Annotated in this window: 18 protein-coding genes; 12 read left to right on the top strand and 6 right to left on the bottom strand. The window is 36.3% G+C overall.

The window, feature by feature from the left end; translation table 11 throughout:
- Window positions 1-2: 2 nt before the first annotated feature.
- The 9 genes from Q7C23_RS13170 (at window position 3) to Q7C23_RS13130 (ending at window position 13,524) form a co-directional block, all read left to right on the top strand.
- Window positions 3-1,529, top strand: coding sequence for a RagB/SusD family nutrient uptake outer membrane protein (locus tag Q7C23_RS13170; RefSeq protein ID WP_375032958.1), 1,527 nt, complete (start codon window positions 3-5; stop codon window positions 1,527-1,529).
- 81 nt (window positions 1,530-1,610) lie between these two features.
- On the top strand, window positions 1,611-2,783 hold the full coding sequence (locus Q7C23_RS13165; protein ID WP_375032957.1) for a 1,4-beta-xylanase: 1,173 nt from the start codon (window positions 1,611-1,613) through the stop codon (window positions 2,781-2,783).
- Between the two features lie 94 nt (window positions 2,784-2,877).
- Window positions 2,878-3,921, top strand: coding sequence for a glycoside hydrolase family 43 protein (locus Q7C23_RS13160; RefSeq protein ID WP_375032956.1), 1,044 nt, complete (start codon window positions 2,878-2,880; stop codon window positions 3,919-3,921).
- Window positions 3,922-5,670 (top strand): sugar-binding protein, encoded by a 1,749-nt coding sequence (locus Q7C23_RS13155; protein ID WP_375032955.1) that lies wholly within the window; start codon window positions 3,922-3,924, stop codon window positions 5,668-5,670.
- Between the two features lie 121 nt (window positions 5,671-5,791).
- On the top strand, window positions 5,792-7,606 hold the full coding sequence (locus Q7C23_RS13150) for a glycoside hydrolase family 2 protein (RefSeq protein WP_375032954.1): 1,815 nt from the start codon (window positions 5,792-5,794) through the stop codon (window positions 7,604-7,606).
- Between the two features lies 1 nt (window position 7,607).
- Complete coding sequence (locus tag Q7C23_RS13145; protein WP_375032953.1) at window positions 7,608-8,636, top strand: family 43 glycosylhydrolase; 1,029 nt, start codon at window positions 7,608-7,610, stop codon at window positions 8,634-8,636.
- Between the two features lie 21 nt (window positions 8,637-8,657).
- Entirely contained in the window at window positions 8,658-9,833 is a 1,176-nt protein-coding gene (locus tag Q7C23_RS13140; RefSeq protein ID WP_375032952.1) for an aldose epimerase family protein, read from the top strand.
- 76 nt (window positions 9,834-9,909) lie between these two features.
- Window positions 9,910-10,887 (top strand): glycoside hydrolase family 43 protein, encoded by a 978-nt coding sequence (locus Q7C23_RS13135; RefSeq protein ID WP_375032951.1) that lies wholly within the window; start codon window positions 9,910-9,912, stop codon window positions 10,885-10,887.
- A gap of 243 nt (window positions 10,888-11,130) precedes the next feature.
- Window positions 11,131-13,524, top strand: coding sequence for a TonB-dependent siderophore receptor (locus Q7C23_RS13130; protein ID WP_375032950.1), 2,394 nt, complete (start codon window positions 11,131-11,133; stop codon window positions 13,522-13,524).
- Between the two features lie 147 nt (window positions 13,525-13,671).
- On the opposite strand, the gene Q7C23_RS13125 is transcribed toward Q7C23_RS13130, so the two are convergent.
- The 3 genes from Q7C23_RS13125 to Q7C23_RS13115 all read right to left on the bottom strand — a co-directional run bounded on the left by Q7C23_RS13125 (window position 13,672) and on the right by Q7C23_RS13115 (window position 16,045).
- Window positions 13,672-14,691, bottom strand: a complete 1,020-nt coding sequence (locus Q7C23_RS13125; protein ID WP_375032949.1) for an LLM class flavin-dependent oxidoreductase — start codon at window positions 14,689-14,691, stop codon at window positions 13,672-13,674.
- A 123-nt stretch (window positions 14,692-14,814) separates the two neighbouring features.
- The gene (locus Q7C23_RS13120) at window positions 14,815-15,222 is read right to left on the bottom strand and encodes a DUF1634 domain-containing protein (RefSeq protein WP_375032948.1); all 408 of its coding nucleotides are present in this window, start codon (window positions 15,220-15,222) and stop codon (window positions 14,815-14,817) included.
- Complete coding sequence (locus Q7C23_RS13115; RefSeq protein WP_375032947.1) at window positions 15,209-16,045, bottom strand: sulfite exporter TauE/SafE family protein; 837 nt, start codon at window positions 16,043-16,045, stop codon at window positions 15,209-15,211. Before Q7C23_RS13115 ends, Q7C23_RS13120 begins: the two co-directional genes overlap by 14 nt.
- Window positions 16,046-16,297: 252 nt before the next feature.
- On the opposite strand from Q7C23_RS13115, the gene Q7C23_RS13110 reads away from it, so the two are divergent.
- Together Q7C23_RS13110 and Q7C23_RS13105 are read left to right on the top strand one after the other, a co-directional pair.
- Window positions 16,298-16,738: a TlpA disulfide reductase family protein gene (locus Q7C23_RS13110; RefSeq protein ID WP_375032946.1), complete on the top strand. Its 441-nt coding sequence runs from the start codon at window positions 16,298-16,300 to the stop codon at window positions 16,736-16,738.
- 3 nt (window positions 16,739-16,741) lie between these two features.
- The gene (locus tag Q7C23_RS13105; RefSeq protein WP_375032945.1) at window positions 16,742-17,353 is read left to right on the top strand and encodes a thioredoxin family protein; all 612 of its coding nucleotides are present in this window, start codon (window positions 16,742-16,744) and stop codon (window positions 17,351-17,353) included.
- A 75-nt stretch (window positions 17,354-17,428) separates the two neighbouring features.
- Here Q7C23_RS13105 and Q7C23_RS13100 read toward each other — a convergent pair whose 3' ends face one another.
- The 3 genes from Q7C23_RS13100 to Q7C23_RS13090 all read right to left on the bottom strand — a co-directional run bounded on the left by Q7C23_RS13100 (window position 17,429) and on the right by Q7C23_RS13090 (window position 19,752).
- On the bottom strand, window positions 17,429-17,722 hold the full coding sequence (locus tag Q7C23_RS13100) for a DUF3861 domain-containing protein (protein WP_375032944.1): 294 nt from the start codon (window positions 17,720-17,722) through the stop codon (window positions 17,429-17,431).
- A gap of 255 nt (window positions 17,723-17,977) precedes the next feature.
- Window positions 17,978-18,709: a LytR/AlgR family response regulator transcription factor gene (locus tag Q7C23_RS13095; RefSeq protein WP_375032943.1), complete on the bottom strand. Its 732-nt coding sequence runs from the start codon at window positions 18,707-18,709 to the stop codon at window positions 17,978-17,980.
- Window positions 18,709-19,752: a sensor histidine kinase gene (locus Q7C23_RS13090; RefSeq protein ID WP_375032942.1), complete on the bottom strand. Its 1,044-nt coding sequence runs from the start codon at window positions 19,750-19,752 to the stop codon at window positions 18,709-18,711. The genes Q7C23_RS13095 and Q7C23_RS13090 overlap by 1 nt, the downstream gene beginning before the upstream one ends.
- Before the next feature lie 267 nt (window positions 19,753-20,019).
- Between Q7C23_RS13090 and Q7C23_RS13085 the strand changes: the two genes are divergently transcribed.
- Complete coding sequence (locus Q7C23_RS13085) at window positions 20,020-21,186, top strand: efflux RND transporter periplasmic adaptor subunit (RefSeq protein ID WP_375032941.1); 1,167 nt, start codon at window positions 20,020-20,022, stop codon at window positions 21,184-21,186.
- Window positions 21,187-21,193 lie beyond the last annotated feature (7 nt).

Genomic DNA, 21,193 nt, shown 5'->3' with positions numbered 1-21,193 from the left:
TAATGAAAAAAATAATAACAATAACCGTAGTTTTTTTAGGTCTCTTTTTCGCATCATCTTGTGAAAATGAATTAGACCTGAACAGCCAGACTGATATTGAAACAGAACAATATTGGAAAACTGAAAGTGATGCACAAACCGGAGTCAACTCTATTTATGCCATGTTTTATAAAGATGGTTTATGGGCAAGATGGATCTATTTTCGTTTAGATTTAACTTCTGATGAAGGTTATAGTGTAAGTCCGTGGACAGAATTGGCAGACTGGACCAGATTCAATTACATCAATTATAATTTTTGGGAAGGGAACAATGTAACATGGAGAGATACGTACAAAGCCGTTTTTAGATGCAATCAGGTATTAGCCAATGTTCCGAATATTCCATTTCAAAATGAAGATGATAAAAAGAAAATTTTAGCTCAGGCTAAGTTCTTCAGAGCATTACATTATTACTATGCTGCTATTCTTTGGGAAAATATTCCATTGGTTTTAGAGCCTTCTACGCCAGCTGATTTACCGCAGCAAAGAAATGTAACAGAAGTTTGGGCTCAGGTCGAAAAAGATTTGAATGAAGCTTACGCCGATTTACCAAGAGATTGGGCAGGAGACCAAACGGGAAGACCGGATAAAGGAGCGGCAAAAGCTTTTCTTGCAAAAGTGTATATGCAACAGCACAAATGGACAGAAGCGAAAGCAGCTTTAGAATATCTAATTTCTGGTGATGGAGCTAAATACAGCTTAGTGTCGAACTACAGAGATAACTTTACAGATATTAATGAAAACAACAACGAATCTGTTTTTGAAATCCAGTTTGGAGATCAAAGAAAAGGAGGAACTGGTGAAGATCCTAATGCTGCAGTTTCAAGTAATCGTGCGCAGTTTTTTGCGCCAAGAAGTATTGGATGGTCTGACGGACAAGCTCGTTTTTGGTTGATAAATGCTTTTAAAGAGGAGCAAAATAAAGATGGTAATCTTGATATTCGTTTAAGATGGACCTTATATTACCCGGATTTATTGGCCGATTTTGGAGACAAAACCTATGGTAAAGATTGGGAATGGAACAATGATGAAGCCTGGTTTAGAAAAGGAAGCCGTGACTATTACAGAAATAATGAAGATTATTATAGCCAGGTGAATTACAGACTAATTCGTTATGCTGATGTTTTATTACGTTATGCCGAAGTTTTAAACGAATTAGGAAATACTGCTGCCGCTTATCAATATGTTGATTTAGTAAGGGCGCGTGTAAACATGAATACATTGGCTGTGGCGCATCCTGAAATAGGAAACGATCACGATAAGTTTTTAGAAAGATTAAAAATGGAAAGAGTTTTAGAATTAGCCGGCGAAAGTGTTCGTTGGGAAGATTTAAAACGTTGGGGCGATTTAGATACGCAGGCCTCTGTTGATAAAATTGCACTTCGTGACCCTGATTTCAAAAACTTTACAGTTGGTAAAAATCAAAGATTGCCAATTCCACAGGTTGATGTAGACAATAATCCAAATCTGGATCAACACCCAGAATATTAAACTATTTTTAAGGGAATCAGACCACTCAAGTCTGATTCCCTTATCATAAAAGAACGATTGTTCATAATACCAAAATTGATAATGAGAAAAATAAAATTGTACCTAACGCTTACGTTAGCAGGGCTTTTATTGCTTAGCTGCAACAAAACAAAAAGCAATTCTGAAGAAAATAAAAACGAAACAGCCACAGTTGAAAAAAGAGAAATCTGGACCAAAGAACAGGCTAATAAATGGTACGCAGAACAGCCCTGGATGGTGGGTGCCAATTATTATCCGAGCACGGCCATCAATCAGTTAGAAATGTGGCAGGCCGACACTTTTGACGCAAAAAGAATTGATCAGGAATTAGGCTGGGCCGAGGGAATCGGAATGAATGTAATGCGTGTTTATCTTCACGATTTATTGCACAAACAAGATGCCGAAGGACTTTACAAACGCATGGATACTTTTTTAGGAATTGCCGATAAACATCATATCAAAATATTATTTGTTTTGTTTGATTCATGCTGGGATCCGTTTCCGGTTTTAGGAAAGCAACGTGCTCCAAAACCGCATACGCATAACTCAGGATGGGTTCAAAGTCCGGGACAAAAGGTATTACAGGATTCAAAAGAATATCCTCGTTTAGAGAAATATGTAAAAGAAACGGTTTCTAAATTTAAAGACGACAACCGTATTTTAGGCTGGGATCTTTGGAATGAACCGGATAATATGACGGGACCATCTTACGAAAAAGTGGAAATTAAAAACAAAGCCGATTTGATTCTGCCTCTTTTAAAGGATGTTTTTGTGTGGGCGAGAGAAAGCAATCCATCACAGCCATTGACTTCCGGAGTTTGGGTTGGAGACTGGAGCGACGAAGCTAAAATGAAACCAATGCACAAAATGCAGATCGAACAATCTGATGTAGTTTCTTTTCATAATTACAATACGCCTGCCGATTTCGAAAAAGTAATCAAACAATTACAACGCTACGGTAAACCTTTGTTGTGTACAGAATACATGGCGAGACCAAACGGAAGCACGTTTACAGGTTTCTTACCAGTTGCCCGCAAGTATAATGTTGCTATGATCAATTGGGGATTAGTGGACGGAAAAACACAAACCAAATATGCCTGGGACAGTTGGACAAAAACATACACTGCAGAACCAGAAGTTTGGTTTCACGAGGTATTCCACACAGACGGAACGCCATATATCAAAGCCGAAACAGATTTGATTAAAAAGATGACGGCTGAGGCGAATAAGAATTAGATAATGTGCCAATTAGATAATTAGATAATTATTTCAAAGCTTGTAATGAATTATCTAATTGACACATTGTCACATTCAATTAAAAATAATAAACATGATAAAACAACTTATTTTTCTAGGAATATTGTTAGTTGGATTTTCTGCGAAAGCACAACAGCCAGATCCGCCGGGGCAGGTTAAAGGAAGTGAAAAACCTAAAAACGAAGCCTATCTTTTTGCACACATGACGCACAAAGATTATGGCAGATTGTATTATTCCGTTAGTTTGGATGGTTTGCATTGGGATAATCTAAATGATGGGAAAAGGGTTTTTGAAGACTATAAAGGCCATCCGGATATCTGTAAAGGGCCAGACGGGAAATATTATATCGCCGGAAACACGGGTGACGATGCGAAAAGCATTAATATTTGGGTTTCGGATGATTTAATTACCTGGAAAAAACATTCAGATTATACACCTGATTTAAAAAGTACGACTGATTATGCGAATGCTTTACAGCGAATTGGTGCGCCAAAACTGTATTACGATGCACCTTCAGGAAAATTCATCATGACCTGGCATACCCCGCATCTTGACGGAACAAAAGAAGATCCGGAGCGTTATTGGGCAAGTCAGCGAACCTTATATGTCTTGTCTAAAGATTTAAAAACTTTTGAAGGAACCCCAAAACGTTTATTCGATTGGGATATGGGAACGATTGATGTTTTCATCCGTAAAGTTGGTGATTCCTATTATGCTGTTATTAAAGATGAAACCTATCCAACTTTGTATTGGACAACGGGGAAAACGATAAGAATTGCGAAATCAAAATCGCTTTTAGGACCTTATTCTTTGCCTCAACAATCTATCAGTCCAAATTTCAGAGAAGCACCAATGTTGATTCCTTCACCGGATGATAAAGCCTGGTACATGTATTACGAGCAATATCCGGGAGTTTCCTACGGATTATCAATTGCAGATAACCTAAACGGACCTTGGTTTCAGGCTTCAGGATATACTTTTTTTGCGGATTGGGACAAATACAGTTTTCCTGAAAAAGTGCGCCACGGTTGTATGGTTACCATTTCAAGAAACGAATATGACAGTTTGGTGCAGCAATTTGGCCTGACCAAAACCGAATCAAAACCTAAAAAGTAAATGAAAAATGTAAATAGTTTTTTGCTGGGGTTAATTTTTATTCCGTTGCTTTCCTGCAGTGATTCATCAAGCGATCCAATTAGTGAAGAACCAATTGTTACGCCAATTGAATCCAAACCTGCAACAGAAGGCATCAGAATAGCCTGGGATTATGCATCTCTGACTCAAATTTCTGATAAGAACAGTTCTGACTATAATGGTTACGCCAGATTAATTCAATTAGACAGCAAAAAACTAATTTGTACTTATGAAGCCGGAGGAGCCATTTTGGTTAAAATCAGTAATGATTTAGGTGCAACCTGGAGCGCGCCCATTAAAGTGGTTTCAGGAACGGCTTCCGTAAATATGACAACGCCTGATATTTTGCAATTAAAAGATGGCTCGATTCTGATTTGTTATAATCCAAGACCTATTGCAAATAATAGTGGAGCAAATTTTTCTATTAATACCATTAAAAGTATTGACGGAGGATTGACCTGGACTGATAGTAAAATTGTTTATGAAGCGGCAGCAGAATTTGAAAACGGCTGCTGGGAACCTTCGGCATTACAAATTCCAAGTGGAGAAATTCAGTTGTTTTTTTCTAATGAGAATGTATTTAGAAGTTCGAATGAACAAAACATTTCACTGCTTCGTTCTTCTGATGGTTCAACCTGGTCGGAGAATCCTGAAATAGTAAGTTTTAGAACTGGAAAAAGAGACGGAATGCCATCGCCGATGCTGTTGAAAAATCAAAGTGAGATTGTATTTTCAATAGAAGATAACGGTACAAACAATCAGTTTAAGCCTTATATCATTCGAAATACACTTTCAGAAAACTGGAAACAAACGGTTGATGCCTCCAGCAATAATAGAAATTATGCTTTAGCAGAAGAAATAAATCCTGCTGCCTACGCAGGTGCACCTTATTTGGCTCAGTTAAGTACAGGTGAGGTTTTAATGTCTTATCAGGGAACAGAAAACAGAGCCACGAATGACATTAATAATTCTGAAATGAAAGTAGTTATCGGAACTGATCAGGCTAGAAAATTTGACAGGAAATCGGTTCCGTTTTTAATTTCTGGCGGAAAATCAGGTTTATGGAATAGCATTGCTGTTTTAGATGATGATACGGTTATTGCGCTGACAACGACAAATCAGTTTGGAAATTCATCTCAGGTATGGATGATTAAAGGCCGTGTTTTACCCGAAATTAATGCAGCAAATGCAACAGCGGTAACTGACGGACAAAGCAACGAAGCCGAATGGAAGAAAACAAGTCCTGTTTTTATTGGCCAAAATGGAGCATCACAGCTGGAAGCAAATTTTAGTTATGATGCATCGTTTTTATATGTTTTTGCAAAAGTGAAAGATAGCGAGGTTGTGAATGCAAACAGCATTGGCGAAAGCGATGGTTTTAATCTGTATTTAGATCCGAAGAATCAGAATTTAATAGCACCTGGTACTTCAATTTTCAAATTAGAATTTGGACAAGCAGCTTCATTTTCAATGTCTGAAGGCGAAAATAGTAAGTGGAAGAAATCAGATAAGATTCAGGGAATTGTTTCAACAACTGTAAAAACAGCTACGGGATATCAAATAGAATCAAAGATTCCATGGAGTCTATTAGGAGGGATACCTTCAAAACAAACAAGAATTGGCTGTAATGTAGAACTAAGAAAAAAAGGCGGCACAAGTTATTTAGAAAGTATTTCGAGCAATATAGCTGAAAAACCGTATTCGTGGTCAAGCCTGAAATTGAATAATTAAGAATAAAGAATAGTGAAGTAAAATTCACGTAAAATTGGTTAGTTAAGTTAGTGTTTGGAATTACCAGGCTTTTGTGGAAATGGCCTGGTAATTTATTTAATGTCTAAAAAAGGAAATTGTAATGAGAAACAAAACGATAATGCTGGTTGCCCTGTTTTTAGGATTTGCAGCAAATGCACAATGGAAGCCACAAGGAGATAAAATCAAGACAAAATGGGCCGCTCAGGTTGATCCAAATAAAACGTTACCTGAATATCCCCGTCCGATTATGGAGCGCAGCCAATGGAAAAATCTGAATGGTTTATGGAATTACACCATTCAGGATTTTAGAAAAACGGCGCCTTTAAAATATGATGGGCAAATTCTGGTTCCGTTTGCGGTAGAATCGAGCTTGTCGGGTGTCATGAAACAAGTGGGAGCAGAGAAAGAGCTTTGGTACGAAACCAATTTTTCAATTGAATCAAATTGGGAAGGCCAGAATATTCTTTTGCATTTTGGTGCTGTTGACTGGAAAACAGAAATTTTTATTAACGATATAAAAGTTGGTTCGCATACTGGTGGTTACACGCCATTTACATTCGATATTACGCCTTTTATCAAAAAAGGAAGTGCACAAAAATTGGTGGTAAAAGTTTGGGATCCTTCAAACGATGGCCCACAGCCACGAGGGAAACAAGTCAAAAACCCGGAAGGAATCTGGTACACGCCTGTTACCGGAATTTGGCAAACCGTTTGGATTGAACCGGTAAACCCCAAAAATATCACCAATTTAAGAACAACTCCAAATATCGATCAAAACAGTATCAATATCAAAGCAGAAGTTGCCGGAGCAGAAACGGGCGATATTATTGAAATTGCTGTTTTTGATGGAGCAAAAGAAATCGCTAAGGAGAAAGCGGTTGTAGGGGAAAGTTTGGATATTGTTTTGAATAATCCAAAATTATGGTCCCCTGAAAGTCCGTTTTTGTATCAGACAAAAATCAGTTTAATTAGTAAAGATAAAGTGGCTGATGAAGTTAAAAGCTATTTTGCTATGCGAAAAATTTCATCAAAAAGAGATGAATATGGTATTGTGAGAATGCAGCTGAATAACAAAGATTACTTTCAGTTTGGTCCATTGGATCAAGGCTGGTGGCCGGACGGATTGTATACTGCACCAACAGATGAAGCTTTGAAATATGACATTATTAAAACAAAAGAATTAGGTTTTAATATGATTCGTAAACATGTAAAAGTAGAGCCAGACCGCTGGTATACACATTGTGATCAATTGGGAATTTTAGTTTGGCAGGACATGCCAAGCGGAGACGATCAGCCAATTTGGCAAAACAAAAAGTATTTTGATGGAACTGAATTACAGCGTTCGGCAAAATCGGAAGAAATCTACAGAAAAGAGTGGAAGGAAATTATGGATCATTTATATTCTTATCCGAGTATCGTGGTTTGGGTTCCGTTCAACGAAGCCTGGGGACAATTTAAAACGGTAGAAATCGCAGAATGGACAAAAAAACACGATCCAAGCCGATTGACGAATTCCTCTAGTGGAGGAAATCATTTCCAGACCGGAGATATTTTAGATTTGCACAATTATCCAGGGCCGGAAATGTATTTATATGATGCAAGAAGAGTAACTGTTCTAGGCGAATATGGTGGAATTGGTTTGCCAATTGAAGGCCATTTATGGAGAGCCAATGACAATTGGGGATATGTAAAATTCAAAAATGAAAATGAGGTTACTACTGAATATATCAAATATGCTCAAGTCTTAAAAAACTTTGTGAAATCAGGATTTTCAGCGGCTGTTTATACACAGACAACAGACGTTGAAGGCGAAGTAAACGGATTTATGACGTATGACAGAAAAGTAGACAAAATGGACCTTAAAAAAGTAAACAAAATAAATACTGAGGTGATTAACGCCTTAAATAAAAAATAAAATGAAAAAGCACTTAATTCTCTTTTTGCTAATGATTGTTTCTGCTGGATATTCGCAGCAAAAAACATTCTCTAATCCTATTTTGCCTTCGGGCGCTGATCCCTACAGTACGTACTACAAAGGGTATTATTACTACACCAATACCTTAGGAAACAGATTGGTTTTGTGGAAAACCAAAGATTTGTCTGATTTAAAGAATGCCGAAAGTAAAACAATTTGGGAAGCTCCAAAAGGGACGGATTATTCGGCAGAAATATGGGCGCCTGAATTTCATGTAATTAACGGAAAGTGGTACGCTTATTTCGCCGCAGATAATGGCGATAATAATAACCATCGTATGTATGTTTTAGAAAATAAAGTATCAGATCCGTTTAAAGGAAAGTGGGAATTTAAAGGAAAAATTGCTGCAAAAACGGACAAATGGGCCATTGACGGAAATGTATTTGAATACAAAAAACAGCTGTATATGATTTGGGCAGGCTGGGAAGGCGACACAAACGGACAGCAGAATATTTACATCGCCAAAATGAAAAATCCGCTTGAAATTGAAGGGGATCGTGTTTTAATTTCTTCTCCAACACATGGGTGGGAAACGCACGGAGCACTGAATGATCCTGTTAATCCGCCTCAGGTGAATGTTAATGAAGGTCCGCAGTTTTTACAAAATGGCGATAAAATTTTCATAGTGTTTTCGGCCAGCGGTTGTTGGACAGATTTCTATGCTTTGGGATTATTAAGTTTCAATGGCGGTGACAATTTATTAGACCCAAATGCCTGGAAAAAAGCGGATGAGCCAATTTTCAAGCAATCGGATAAAAACAAAGTTTACGCTCCGGGTCATAATTCATTTTTTAAATCTCCGGACGGAAAAGAAGACTGGATTTTGTATCACGCCAATTCAAACCCGGGCGAAGGATGTGGGAACAAGAGATCACCGAGAATGCAAAAAATCAGCTGGGATGCAAACGGATTTCCGGTTTTGGGAGAACCAGTAAGCGAAGAAACGCAATTGGCTATTCCATCAAAATAAAAACATTTTAAAATCATCAAAATGAAAAATATTCAAATAGCAGCAGTCGTTTTGCTGGCTCTTTTTCAATTTAATTGTAAAGACAATAAAAAGGATGTTCCATCTTCTGAAACAACTTCTGAAATAAAAACAGATTCGGTTAAAGCCGTTTTAGAAACAAAAAATTTTGATACTATAATTGATGGTAAAAAAGTCAATTTGTATTGGATCGAAAACAAAGGAATAAAAGCTGCTTTTACCAATTATGGAGGAAGGTTAATCGGACTTTGGGTTGCCGATAAAAATGATAAACAAACTGATGTCGTAGTGGGGATGAACAGCGCAAAAGGTTTTAAAACTTCAACGGAACCTTATTTTGGAGCAACCATTGGTCGTGTTGGGAACCGTATTGCTAAAGGAAAGTTTACTTTAGAAGGAAAACAATATCAGGTACCTTTGAACAACGGTAAAAATGCTTTGCACGGCGGTGTAAAAGGTTTTCAGGATGTAGTTTGGGATGTGAATAAAACGAATGAAAACACACTGGTTTTTAGTTATGTTTCTCCAGACAGAGAGCAGGGTTTTCCCGGAAATTTAACGGTAAAAGTGACGTACACGCTTGAAGCGGATCAAACCATCAAAATGGAGTATGAAGCTACGACTGATAAAACAACTTTAGTGAATTTAACCAATCATGCCTTTTTTAATTTGAATGGAGAAGGAAGCGGTTCCATTTTAAAGCACGAATTGCAAATTTATGCTAATGAATTTACACCTGTTGACGAAGGTTTAATTCCATCCGGAGAATTGAAATCCGTTAAAAACACTCCTTTTGATTTTACTTCGAAACATACTATTGGCGAAAGAATTGAAACCAAAGACGAGCAATTGAAGTTCGGAAAAGGTTACGATCATAATTACGTTTTAAACGGGACCAGAAAAAATGGACTGAATCATGCAGCCACAATTTCGGGAGATAAATCCGGAATTACACTTGATATTTATACTGAAGAACCGGGTTTACAGTTTTACAGCGGAAATTTCATGCAGTCTAAAAACACTTTTAAGTCGGGAGCCAAAGATGATTTTAGAACGGCTTTTGCCTTAGAGACCCAACATTTTCCAGATGCTCCAAATCAGCCAAAATTTCCGCCAATTGTTTTGAAACCGGGACAAAAATACCATACGGTTTCGTTGTATCAGTTTTCTGTAAAGTGATTTTAATTAGATAATTAGAAAATGTGAGAATTAGAAAATGTTAGAATAATGTAATTTTATTTAATCAGATTTAAAAATGAAAAAAATAGTAAGCATGATAAGTTTGTTATGTGCTTTTGCTGCCTGTTCGCAGGAAAAAAGTACAGACAAACCAGCAGAAACGAAAGCAAATGCTATTTTATTGGCCGATCCAACTATATTTTATGATAACGGAACCTATTATTTATACGGAACTACCGGAGGAGAAACGCCATTAAACGGACAAGGATTTATGGTTTATAAATCATCCGATTTACAAAAATGGGAAGGGCCGGCAGGTTCTCAAAATGGACTGGCTTTAAAGAAGGGCGATGCTTTTGGTGACAAGGGTTTTTGGGCACCACAGATTTTAAAGTATAACAATACGTTTTACATGATTTATACGGCTAATGAAAATATTGCGATTGCCAGCAGTAATAGTCCGTTGGGGCCATTTAAAAATGAATCTCAAAAGCCAATTATTGAAACAGGAAATCAAATTGATCCGTTTATTTTTATTGATGAAGATGGAAAGAAATATTTGTATCACGTAAGATTGACAAAAGGAAACCGAATTTTTGTAGCCGAAATAAATGACGATCTTCAAAGCATTAAACCAGGAACTTTAACCGAATGTATCTCAGGAACCTTACCTTGGGAAAACACTCAAAATACAGACTGGCCCGTTACAGAAGGACCAACGGTTTTAAAACACGATGGTTTGTACTATTTGATTTATTCTGCAAATGATTTCAGAAATCCTGATTATGCTGTTGGTTATGCGACAAGCAAAAGCCCACTTGGGCCTTGGGAAAAGGGTGCTGAAAGTCCAATAATCAGTAGAAAAAATGTGAAACAGAACGGAATCGGCCATGGAGATGTTTTTTGGGATAAAAACAATAAAATGCATTATGTTTTGCATACCCATTTTAGTGAAAGTACTGTTGCGCCAAGAAAAACAGGAATTATTTCAATTGATTTTGATGGAAAAACTTTAAAAGCAGATTCTGGTAGTTTTGTTTTTTTTGAAAAGTAAATAAAAATTTATTTCTGTTAATTTAACTTAAATTCAGCTAATTATTGTGGCAATTATTTAGAATGAAAAATGTTTAATGAAGGGCTGTTTCTTTTGGAACAGCCTTTTTTTGTTGGTTACCAGTTATTTGTGCTCTTATTTAAAGGAAATTAATCTTTTTCTTATTTAGAATAAGTAAAAATAATTTGGATAACACAACTTTAGAACTTACTTTTGCACCATAAATTTAACACCTTATTCAAAATGAATATAAATACTATCAAAAAAGTCTTCTTTTATATGCTGTTTTTGAGCTCATTAAGTATGATGAGTCAGGAATTAGGAAAAGTAACTGGAAAAGTTACCTTAAGTGGAAACGTCCCTGCAGAAAATATTGCAGTTGCTCTTAAAGGTACTAAATATACTGCCGTTACCAATTCGTATGGACAATATGAGATTAAGAATGTAAAGCCAGGCAGTTATGTAATTAGCATTCGTGCTGTCGGAATTCAGCCAGTTGAAGACAATATTGTAGTGAAATCGAAACAAACTACAAATAAAAGCTTCTCACTTTCTGAAAGCCAGGAAGACCTTGAAGAAGTTGTTATTACAAAAAACAAATACAAGCAAGATAAACCTTCTTTATCTCTGCGTTTACAGACACCGGTTTTAGAAATTCCACAAAACATACAAATTATTAGTGGTCAGACCTTAAAAGATCAACAAATTACGAGCATGAGTGATGGTGTTATTCGTAACGTGAGTGGAGCTGTACGTTTAGAGCACTGGGGTGATTTGTATACTAATATTACCATGCGTGGTTCTCAAATTCAGGCCTTCCGTAACGGATTTAATGTAGTTTCTTCTTTCTGGGGACCATTAACAGAAGATATGAGTTTTGTTGATCATATTGAGTTCGTAAAAGGACCAGCAGGATTTATGCTTTCAAGCGGAGACCCAAGCGGGCTTTACAATGTGGTGACTAAAAAGCCAACCGGAATCACAAAAGGAGAAGTTTCTGTACTTGGTGGAAGTTATGACTTTTACCGTGTAAGTATCGATCTTGACGGTAAATTAGATAAAAAAGGAAAATTATTGTACCGATTCAATGGAGCTGCTCAAAACAAAGGTTCTCACCGTGCATTTGAGCACAATAATCGTTATGTAATTGCTCCGGTAATTTCATACCAAATCGATGATAAAACAAAATTGACTGCTGAATATAATTTTCAGTATGCAAATATGACAGAGGTAGGTTCTTACTACGTATTTGGACCAGCATCAGGCGGATATGCAACTTTGCCAGTTGGATTCACAATGACACAGCCAGGTTTGCCTGATACTAATATTCAGGATCATAGTGGATATTTAATGTTTGAACACAAATTTGATGATAACTGGAAGCTTACTGCACAGACTTCTTATTTTAAATATTTACAGCAAGGATACAGTTCTTGGCCAAGTTTAGTTGGATCAGATGATAATACTCTTGGAAAAGGAAATATTATTAGAAACGTTGGTATTTGGGATGCAGAAAGTAATATGTATTTGGGACAATTATTTGTGAACGGAAAATTCAATACAGGATCTGTTAGCCATAAAATACTAACGGGAGTAGATTTAGGAAGTAAAGATTATATGGCTGATTGGGGACAATCTCATGATCTTGATACAGCTGCTAATCCATTCAATGTTTATAACCCAAATTATGGAACACCATCTAACGGTTTTCCTGCTTTTGATCGCGAAACACCTCTTAGCCAGAGAGCAGGTGGACTTTATGGTTCGGAATATGCAGCTGGATATATTCAGGATGAACTTGGTTTCTTCCAAAATAAATTAAGATTGACACTTGCTGCAAGATACACATGGATTAGCCAGTCCAGCAGCTATGAGGATACAAAGTCAGACAGTCATATTACACCACGTGTAGGGGTAAGTTATTCTATAACTGATAGTTTTGCAGTATACGGATTGTATGATCAGGCCTTTTTGCCACAGACAGGTAATGTTAAAGAAGGAGAAGAAATCAAACCTTTGACAGGGAATAATATTGAATTTGGTATTAAAAAAGACTGGTTTGACGGTTCATGGAATACATCTTTATCTGTGTACAATATTTTAAAGAAAAACGAACTCACAACAGATCCTTTGAGTAATCCAAGTAAGCCAGTTAGTGTCGTATTAGGTGAAAAAAGAGCTCAGGGAGCTGAATTTGATGTGAGAGGAAAAATCTTTGAAGGTTTAAATCTTATTGCAAACTACGCTTTTACTGAATCTATTGTTCTTGAATCAAATGTTACAACTATTAAAGAAGGTTCTGTTGTCCCTGGATACGCAAAACATACAGCAAATGCATGGTTAAACTATACTGTTCAAAGTGGTAAAATTAAAGGATTTGGAGTTTCTTTAGGAGGAACTTTCCTTGATGGCCGTCAAACAGATACATGGAGTGAAGGGCTTCAAAAATTACCATCTTACTTTAAATTAGACGGAGGTTTATCTTATGAAACAGGAAAAGTAAAAGTTACGGCGAATGTTTTCAATATTTTGGATAAATACCTTTACAGTGGTTCTTATTATGAGTGGCTTTCTGCTTATTACTGGCAGACAGAAGCACCAAGAAACTTCAGAGTTGGGGTTACTTATAAATTCTAATTTTTAGAAAAGATTAAAAACAAAAACATCCGCTATTTGCGGATGTTTTTGTTTTTAATAGGTTCAAAGGGGGAGAGTGACAAAGGTTCAAAGGTTTGATTTAGGTTTGCTAAAAATCCTTTTAATCTGTGTAATCTGTTGCAAAAATTAACCCTTATGAATCAAAGGAATCACTTTTGTACCAATCAATTCTATAGCATTCATTAATTGCTTGTGGGTTAGTCCTGCATTGTCCATTTGGAAAGTGAATCGGTCTACGCCACCCAAAGATTCGCTATGTCTTAATAATTTTTCTACCACACGTTCCGGACTTCCCACAATTAACACACCATCGTCATCAATTAAACCATCAAATTTGGCTTTTGTAACGGGCGGCCAACCACGCTCTAGTCCTAATTTTGTCCAAAGTTCGGCATAACCAGGATAATATTCATCGATGGCTTTTTCTGTTGTACTTCCAACAAAACCCGGAGAGTGCAAACCAACTTTCAATTCTTCTGGTTTATAACCTGCTGCTTTTCCTGCTTCACGATATAAATCGATTAAAGGACGAAAACGATGCGTTTGTCCTCCAATAATTGCAACCATCAATGGCAATCCTAAACTTCCCGCTCTAACAAAAGATTCAGGAGTTCCGCCCACACCCAGCCAAACAGGTAATTTTTCCTGCAATGTTCTCGGATAAATTGGAAGGTTATTCAAAGCCGGACGGAATTTCCCTGACCAGGTTACAAATTCATTATCCCGAATTTGTAGAAATAATTCTAATTTTTCTTTAAAAAGCGCATCGTAGTCATTCAGATTAAATCCGAAAAGGGGATAGGCTTCAATAGAAGAACCACGGCCTACTACAATTTCGGCACGACCTTTTGAAATCAAATCCAAAGTAGCAAAACTTTGATATACTCTCACTGGATCGGCAGCACTTAGAACCGAAACAGCACTAGCTAATCGGATATTTTTTGTTCTTGCGGCGGCAGCACTTAATATCACTACAGTAGCCGAATCTAAAAATTCTTTTTTATGGTGTTCTCCAATTCCAAAAACATCCAGACCAACCTGATCTGCCAGTTCGATTCTTTGAAGTAATTGTTCCATTGCATCAACACTACTCAAATTGTTGCTGCCATACATTGCCGAAGCAAAACTGTCTATTCCTATTTCCATAATTTTAGGTTTTTGCCACGAAGGCACGAAGTCACAAAGTTTTTTTTTGCTCTGAGCTTTAAGATACGCTTTAAGCTTTTTGGGAAAGCCTATAGCTTAAAGCTTACAGCCTACAGCAAAAGATCAATGAGAGAAGCCAAATGAAACACTGATTAAAATAATCAGAATCACAATCAGTGTAATCGCAACATAAAGATAATCTTTCTCCAGAAGGAAAGAAAATAAAGAGAGCAAAACACGAAATACAGGCGTCAGAAAAAGTAAAATGATTCCGAAGAAGATTAGTGATTCACCTTTTCCCTGAATCACGCCCTGATAAACATCAGCAACTACTTCAAATATGTTTCGGTCATTTTCATGAAATACAGAGTAATTCTCAATATGTGTGCTTTGTCCTATCAAATAAACTATTCCACCAATAAAAGCGACTGCTAATGAAATCCAGACGCCGTAACGCAATAAATTACCTACGATGTTTTGAAAATCTTTTTCTCCAAATTTTTCTTGCTGCATACTGTTAGATTTTTCCATTTAGTCCGTTATAAATCATATTTACTGCCAAAACAAAAATCAGGCAGGCAAAAAATATTCTGAGTTTTTTAGGGTTTGTTTTTACTAAAACTTTGGCTCCGGCCATAGCACCGAATAAAACACCAATAACAACCGGCATACAAATTCCGGGTTCGATATAACCTTTTTGAATATAAATCACAGAACTTGCCATTGCCGTAACACCCATCATAAAATTGCTGGTGGTGGTCGAAACTTTAAAGGGAATTTTCATAATATTATCCATCGCAATTACTTTAAAAGCTCCGGAACCAATTCCGAGTAGTCCCGACATCATGCCGGCAACTCCCATCATACTGAAACCGCCAATAACGTTTTTTGTTCCGTAACTGATAACTTCGCCATCATGTGACGGATAAGTGCCTTGTAATCTTAGCTTTTTAGCCAACGGACTTGATTCTAATACAATATGTTCTTCTTTTTTTCTAAGAGAATTTATAGCTGAAAATATTAAAGTCATACCGAATAAAACAGCTATAAATGAAGTAGGAGCAATAGTAGATAGTAAAGCACCGCAAACGGCGCCAATTGTAGTGGCGATTTCAAGAAAAATTCCCAAACGCATATTGGTAATTCCTTCCCGAACATAAGCCGCAGCGGATCCGGAGGAAGTTGCAATTACAGAAACCAAAGCGGCACCAATGGCGTAATGAATATCAACTCCTAAAACGACAGTTAAAAGCGGAATAATAATGATACCGCCGCCTAAACCTGATAATGAACCAATAAAACCTGCTAAAAAAGCGCCAATAAGCATAATCAGGGTAAACGTAAGTATTGTCATTCGAATCAATTTTGTTTTTGCTAATTTACGAATAGAAATTTGGTAAGGAAATCTTTCGGCGCTTAAAAAGTCCTTAAAAAAACGAAAACGATTTAAATTTTGGAATATTTTCAAAGGAATAAATTTCCGCATTAAACTTTCATTAACAGCAACAAAAAAAATTATCGGTTACATTTGTATGGATAATTCAGAAACAAATAATTCTATTGTATGATGAAAATTCGAACATTTAGTTTTTCCATATTTTTCTTAATGGCATTTACATTTTCGGGATACAGCCAAAATGTTAAGCTGCTCAATATTGTCCAGCTTAACGAAAGGATAAAAAATGGAAAAGACAGTACTTATGTAGTTAACTTTTGGGCCACCTGGTGTGCGCCATGCATTAAGGAATTGCCTCATTTTGAAAAACTTCAGGCCGATTATAAATCGGGGAAAGTAAAAGTTTTGTTGGTAAGTGTTGACTTTAAGTCAAAATTGAGTTCGGCTGTTGTGCCGTTTGTAAAAAGGAAGAATTTAAAAAATGAAGTTTTTCTATTGAATGAAAGCAGTCCACAAGAATATATAGACCGCATAGATCCCTCATGGTCCGGAAGCATTCCGGCTACGCTTTTTATCAAAGGCGATAAACGAAAGTTTATGGAAAACGAATTTACTTATGAGCAATTATTAACTGAATATAAAAAACTGTAAATCATGAAAAAGATAATCCTTTTAGTTATGTTGGCGTTTTCTGCCTTTCTTACGCAGGCGCAAAATGCAACCCTTAAAGCTGGAGATGTTGCGCCAGACTTTAAATTGAAAAATGTAGATGGCAAAGAGGTTTCGTTCTCCAGTTTTCCAAAAGCAAAAGGTTATATTGTAGTTTTTACCTGCAATAAATGTCCATACGCGATAGGTTATGAGCAAAGAATAATTGATCTGGATAATAAGTTCAGACCACAAGGTTATCCGGTAATTGCTATCAATCCTAATGATCCGGAAGCTTCTAAAGCAGATACTTTCGAAAAAATGCAGGAATTGGCCAAAAGCAAGAAATACCCTTTCCCTTATTTATTTGATGCAGGCCAAAAGGTAACGGATCAATACGGAGCAAAACGTACGCCGCATCTTTTTATCGTCTCAAAAACAGCTAAACGAAATGTAGTTGAATATGTAGGTGCCATCGATAATGATCCGGAAGGAAACAATCCACAGAAAACGAAATATGCAGAGGATGTGATTGCAGCATTAAAAAGCAATCAAAAACCAACTATTACTCAGACAAAAGAAATTGGCTGTACCGTTAAGAGAAAAGCAAAGGCTTAATTTGTCTTTTTATTTATGTAAAAAACGCTTCAGAAATCTGAAGCGTTTTTTGTTTTTACCGCATTTTTATACCTATTACAAACTCTTTAACTTCTTCATAAACACAGGAAAAACCTCGTTTAATTCATCAAATAAGGGATTTTTACGATGCTTCAATTTCATCTCTCCAAATAATTTTAGTCCCAACGCAAATTGAATCGCTTCAGATTCATTGTCAAATAAGTTTTTTGCCTTTATTCTTTCGATGATATCAAATATTTCATCGTGATTACTAAATTCTATTCCAAGTTCTTTTGCTGGCTGGTTTTCGCCGTTTGCGTATTCTTTTAAGCTTAGTGTTAAGTAATATTTGTTTGATCTTTTTTCCATGAGATTTTAAATGTAATATGTAGTTAAAAATAGATTGGGGTATTTATCTTCAAATGTAGGTTTGTAAAATATTTTAAAATGAGCTCCATCGGAGCGTTATGTTTATAGTAAATAAATGTATTCCGATTTAAAGCTCCAGCGGAGCGATATGTATTGCGGGATATTCGCTCCGCTGGGGCTCTATTCTCACACCGTATAAAATTCTATAAATATGGCGCCCCTCTGGGACTGCGGCGGCGATAATTTTTTACACTTTTACTTTATCCATTTGTCAACAATTACTTTAAAAGTCTCTTTATATTGTTCGCCAACGGTAATTTCTGTTTTATTAATGAAAATTGAATTCTTGCTTATTGCGCTTATTTTTTCAAGAGAAACAATAAACGAACGGTTCATTCGCATGAATTTTGAAGACGATAGTTTTTCTTCCAATGCTTTTAATGAAATCAAGGACATCAAAGCTTTATCTGAATTTTCGAGATGTACTTTTACGTAATCTTTTAAACTTTCAATATATAAAATGTCTTTCAAATTCACTTTTACCCATTGATATTCTACTTTCAAAAAGATGAAATCATCTGCAGCAGTGGCTTGCAGATTTTCATTGGAAGTTTCTTCGGCCAATTGCAAAACTTTGTTGGCAGCACGCAAAAATTCTTCGTAGCTGAAAGGCTTTAAAAGATAATCAACGGCATTAACTCTGTAACCTTCGATAGCATAATGATTATAAGCCGTTGTAAAAACAATTTTTGGCAATAATCCCGCCTGTTCCTGTAAAAGTCTCGCCAATTCCATTCCGGTTAAATTAGGCATATTGATGTCTAAGAAAACCAAATCTGGCTGTTTTTCCCGAATAACACCCATGGCTTCAACGGCATTGTCACAACTGGAAATTAATTCCAGAAAAGGCGTCTGCTCAATAAAAGTTTCGACCAGTTTTAATGCAAGAGGCTCATCATCTACTGCTATACATTTTAATGTTGTCATTATACTAAAGTTATTTGCAGTTTTACGTTATACATGCCATTTTCGCCAATTCCGGCTTTTAGGGAATGTTTGTTTGGGTAGATTAAATGCAGTCTGCGTTTTGTATTGGTTAGTCCAATACCGCCTTCACTTGTTGTAGAAGATTTTTCGAAATAAGTATTTTCTACTTCAAAAGTAAGATCACTTCCATTTTGCGAAAGCGAAATATGTATTTCACTTTTATCCGTAGCGTGAATACCATGTTTAAAAGCATTTTCTACCAAAGGAAGCAACAGCATCGGAACGATTGGATAATCCTGTATTTTTTCAGGAATATCTGTTGTAATGGTCAATTTACTATTGGCACGAAGTTTCATCAGGGCAATAAAATCCTTCATAAAATCAGCTTCTTTCAATAACGTGGTTCTTTCTTCTGTACTGTAAAGTAGGTAGCGCATCATTCGGCTTAAAGTGTGCAGCGCATTTCTGGAATCTTCGATGTTTGTATAAGTAAGCGAATAAATACTGTTAAGTGAATTGAAAAAAAAGTGCGGATTAATTTGCGCTTTCAGCATTGCCAATTCAGCCATGGTTTTATCCTGTTCTAATTTTTGTTTGTGCTGTGCGGCTTTCTGCCAGTGTTGCAGCATCGCAAAACTGGTACTGATTCCTAAAACCAATAAGGTTAAACTAAAAACATAGTTGTCAAAATAATCATTTCTATATTTTTTAAAGCCTAAAAGCGCGGCCAGTTTATCATGAAGATCTGTATTGTAATTATATAAATAGGAAACAAGCTGCAGGGCAAAAACGATCCAGAGCGCCCACAGTAAAAATGGTGTTACTTTATCTTTTATGATTGTTTTTGGAACTATAATCAAGGCATTATAATAAAAAACAACAATCAACAGAAATAAGACAAGAGATTGCCAAAACCAAAAAATGCCCGGAAGGTTAATATTCCAGGTAAGCGGTATGTAAAACAGCTGAATGTATCCTAATAATATCCAGGTTAGGATATGGATTACAGGAAACATATATGGTTTGAAAAAATTAAATGTCATTATACTTTCTGATTTTAAGGACAATATTAGTTTTTATTCCAATATAACAGAAAACCAATCGCTCAAAATGGAATCACAATCCACAAAAACCATTTTACAGCCGACGAGCCTTTATCAAAAATACGGTTTTTTACCGAAACAACTTTTATCGGTTCTCACTGTATATCTATCGATTGTGTCTGGGGCTTCGTCTATTTGAAAAATTTTGTTTGAAGAGTTTTAGTTCTTTTGCTTATTAATAAATTGATAATCTCATATTTCATCAAAATGAATAAGCAATCTTTTTTAAGCATTCTTGCTGCGTCTGTTATCATCGCTTCGTGCGGGAATAAAAATGATCAATCGGCAAAAGCCGGAGCTGCAGCACAAGTAAAAGAATATAAAACGCTGACATTACAGCCACAGTCAGCCACCTTATATACCGATTTCCCAGCAACCATTCAGGGACAGCAAAATATCGAAATTCGCCCAAGGGTTGAAGGCTATATCGATAAGATTTTTGTTGATGAAGGTGCCGTTGTAAAAGTGGGACAGCCTTTATTCAAAATCAGTGCTCCGGAATACGAGCAAGAAGTTAGAACGGCATCTGCAAGTATTAAAAGCGCACAGGCTTCTGTAAGTGCTGCAAAATTGGCCGTGAATAAAGTAAAACCTTTAGTTGAAAAAGGAATCATTAGTAAATACGATTTAGAATCTGCGCAATACAATTACGAATCAGCTATGGCTACTTTAGCGCAGGCAAACGCCGCTTTGGTAAATGCGAAAACCAATTTAGGATATACAACTGTAACAAGTCCGGTTAATGGCGTTGTAGGTTCTATTCCGTTTCGTTTAGGAAGTTTAGTAAGTTCAAATACAGCAGATCCTTTGACCACAGTTTCAAGCATTGGTAATGTTTACGCTTATTTTGCTTTAAATGAGAAAAAGCTTTTGGATTTTACTCAAAGCACAGCATCTCCGGGCACTACGCTGGCTCAAAAAATTAAAAATATGCCTGAGGTTTCCTTGCTTCTTTCAGATGGTACGACGTATCCGGAGAAAGGTAGAGTTGAAACCGTAAACGGATTAATTAATACAGAAACGGGTTCGGTAACTTTTAGAGCACGTTTCGGAAATCCAAAAAGCATCATCAGAAGCGGAAGCAGTACAACAGTTAGAATTCCGAATGAAGTTGTAGAAAAAATACTAATTCCACAAAGTGCCACATTCGAACTTCAGGATAAGGTTTTTGCCGTTACAGTTGGAAAAGACGGAAAAACTAAAAACGTAAATATCACAGTTTTAGAAAATACAGCAGGTAATTACTATGTAGTTACAAGTGGTTTAAAAACAGGAGATCAAATTGTATTAGAAGGAGTAGCTTCATTAAAAGACGGAAGCGAAATTAAACCTCAAAATCAGAGCTCAGAAACGGTATACGCTGACTTAAAATAATAAAAAA

It is taken from the genome of Flavobacterium sp. LAR06 (assembly GCF_041946075.1).
Taxonomy (GTDB): Bacteria; Bacteroidota; Bacteroidia; order Flavobacteriales; family Flavobacteriaceae; genus Flavobacterium.
The sequence above is the reverse complement of the archived record's forward strand: the minus strand, read 5'-3'. Positions and strand labels throughout refer to the sequence as shown.

Coding starts and splice junctions, on each gene's coding strand:
- Q7C23_RS13170 (WP_375032958.1), top strand. CDS start 3: ATGAAAAAAATAATAACAATAACCGTAGTTTTTTTAGGTCTCTTTTTC.
- Q7C23_RS13165 (WP_375032957.1), top strand. CDS start 1,611: ATGAGAAAAATAAAATTGTACCTAACGCTTACGTTAGCAGGGCTTTTA.
- Q7C23_RS13160 (WP_375032956.1), top strand. CDS start 2,878: ATGATAAAACAACTTATTTTTCTAGGAATATTGTTAGTTGGATTTTCT.
- Q7C23_RS13155 (WP_375032955.1), top strand. CDS start 3,922: ATGAAAAATGTAAATAGTTTTTTGCTGGGGTTAATTTTTATTCCGTTG.
- Q7C23_RS13150 (WP_375032954.1), top strand. CDS start 5,792: ATGAGAAACAAAACGATAATGCTGGTTGCCCTGTTTTTAGGATTTGCA.
- Q7C23_RS13145 (WP_375032953.1), top strand. CDS start 7,608: ATGAAAAAGCACTTAATTCTCTTTTTGCTAATGATTGTTTCTGCTGGA.
- Q7C23_RS13140 (WP_375032952.1), top strand. CDS start 8,658: ATGAAAAATATTCAAATAGCAGCAGTCGTTTTGCTGGCTCTTTTTCAA.
- Q7C23_RS13135 (WP_375032951.1), top strand. CDS start 9,910: ATGAAAAAAATAGTAAGCATGATAAGTTTGTTATGTGCTTTTGCTGCC.
- Q7C23_RS13130 (WP_375032950.1), top strand. CDS start 11,131: ATGAATATAAATACTATCAAAAAAGTCTTCTTTTATATGCTGTTTTTG.
- Q7C23_RS13125 (WP_375032949.1), bottom strand. CDS start 14,691: ATGGAAATAGGAATAGACAGTTTTGCTTCGGCAATGTATGGCAGCAAC.
- Q7C23_RS13120 (WP_375032948.1), bottom strand. CDS start 15,222: ATGGAAAAATCTAACAGTATGCAGCAAGAAAAATTTGGAGAAAAAGAT.
- Q7C23_RS13115 (WP_375032947.1), bottom strand. CDS start 16,045: ATGACAATACTTACGTTTACCCTGATTATGCTTATTGGCGCTTTTTTA.
- Q7C23_RS13110 (WP_375032946.1), top strand. CDS start 16,298: ATGGCATTTACATTTTCGGGATACAGCCAAAATGTTAAGCTGCTCAAT.
- Q7C23_RS13105 (WP_375032945.1), top strand. CDS start 16,742: ATGAAAAAGATAATCCTTTTAGTTATGTTGGCGTTTTCTGCCTTTCTT.
- Q7C23_RS13100 (WP_375032944.1), bottom strand. CDS start 17,722: ATGGAAAAAAGATCAAACAAATATTACTTAACACTAAGCTTAAAAGAA.
- Q7C23_RS13095 (WP_375032943.1), bottom strand. CDS start 18,709: ATGACAACATTAAAATGTATAGCAGTAGATGATGAGCCTCTTGCATTA.
- Q7C23_RS13090 (WP_375032942.1), bottom strand. CDS start 19,752: ATGACATTTAATTTTTTCAAACCATATATGTTTCCTGTAATCCATATC.
- Q7C23_RS13085 (WP_375032941.1), top strand. CDS start 20,020: ATGAATAAGCAATCTTTTTTAAGCATTCTTGCTGCGTCTGTTATCATC.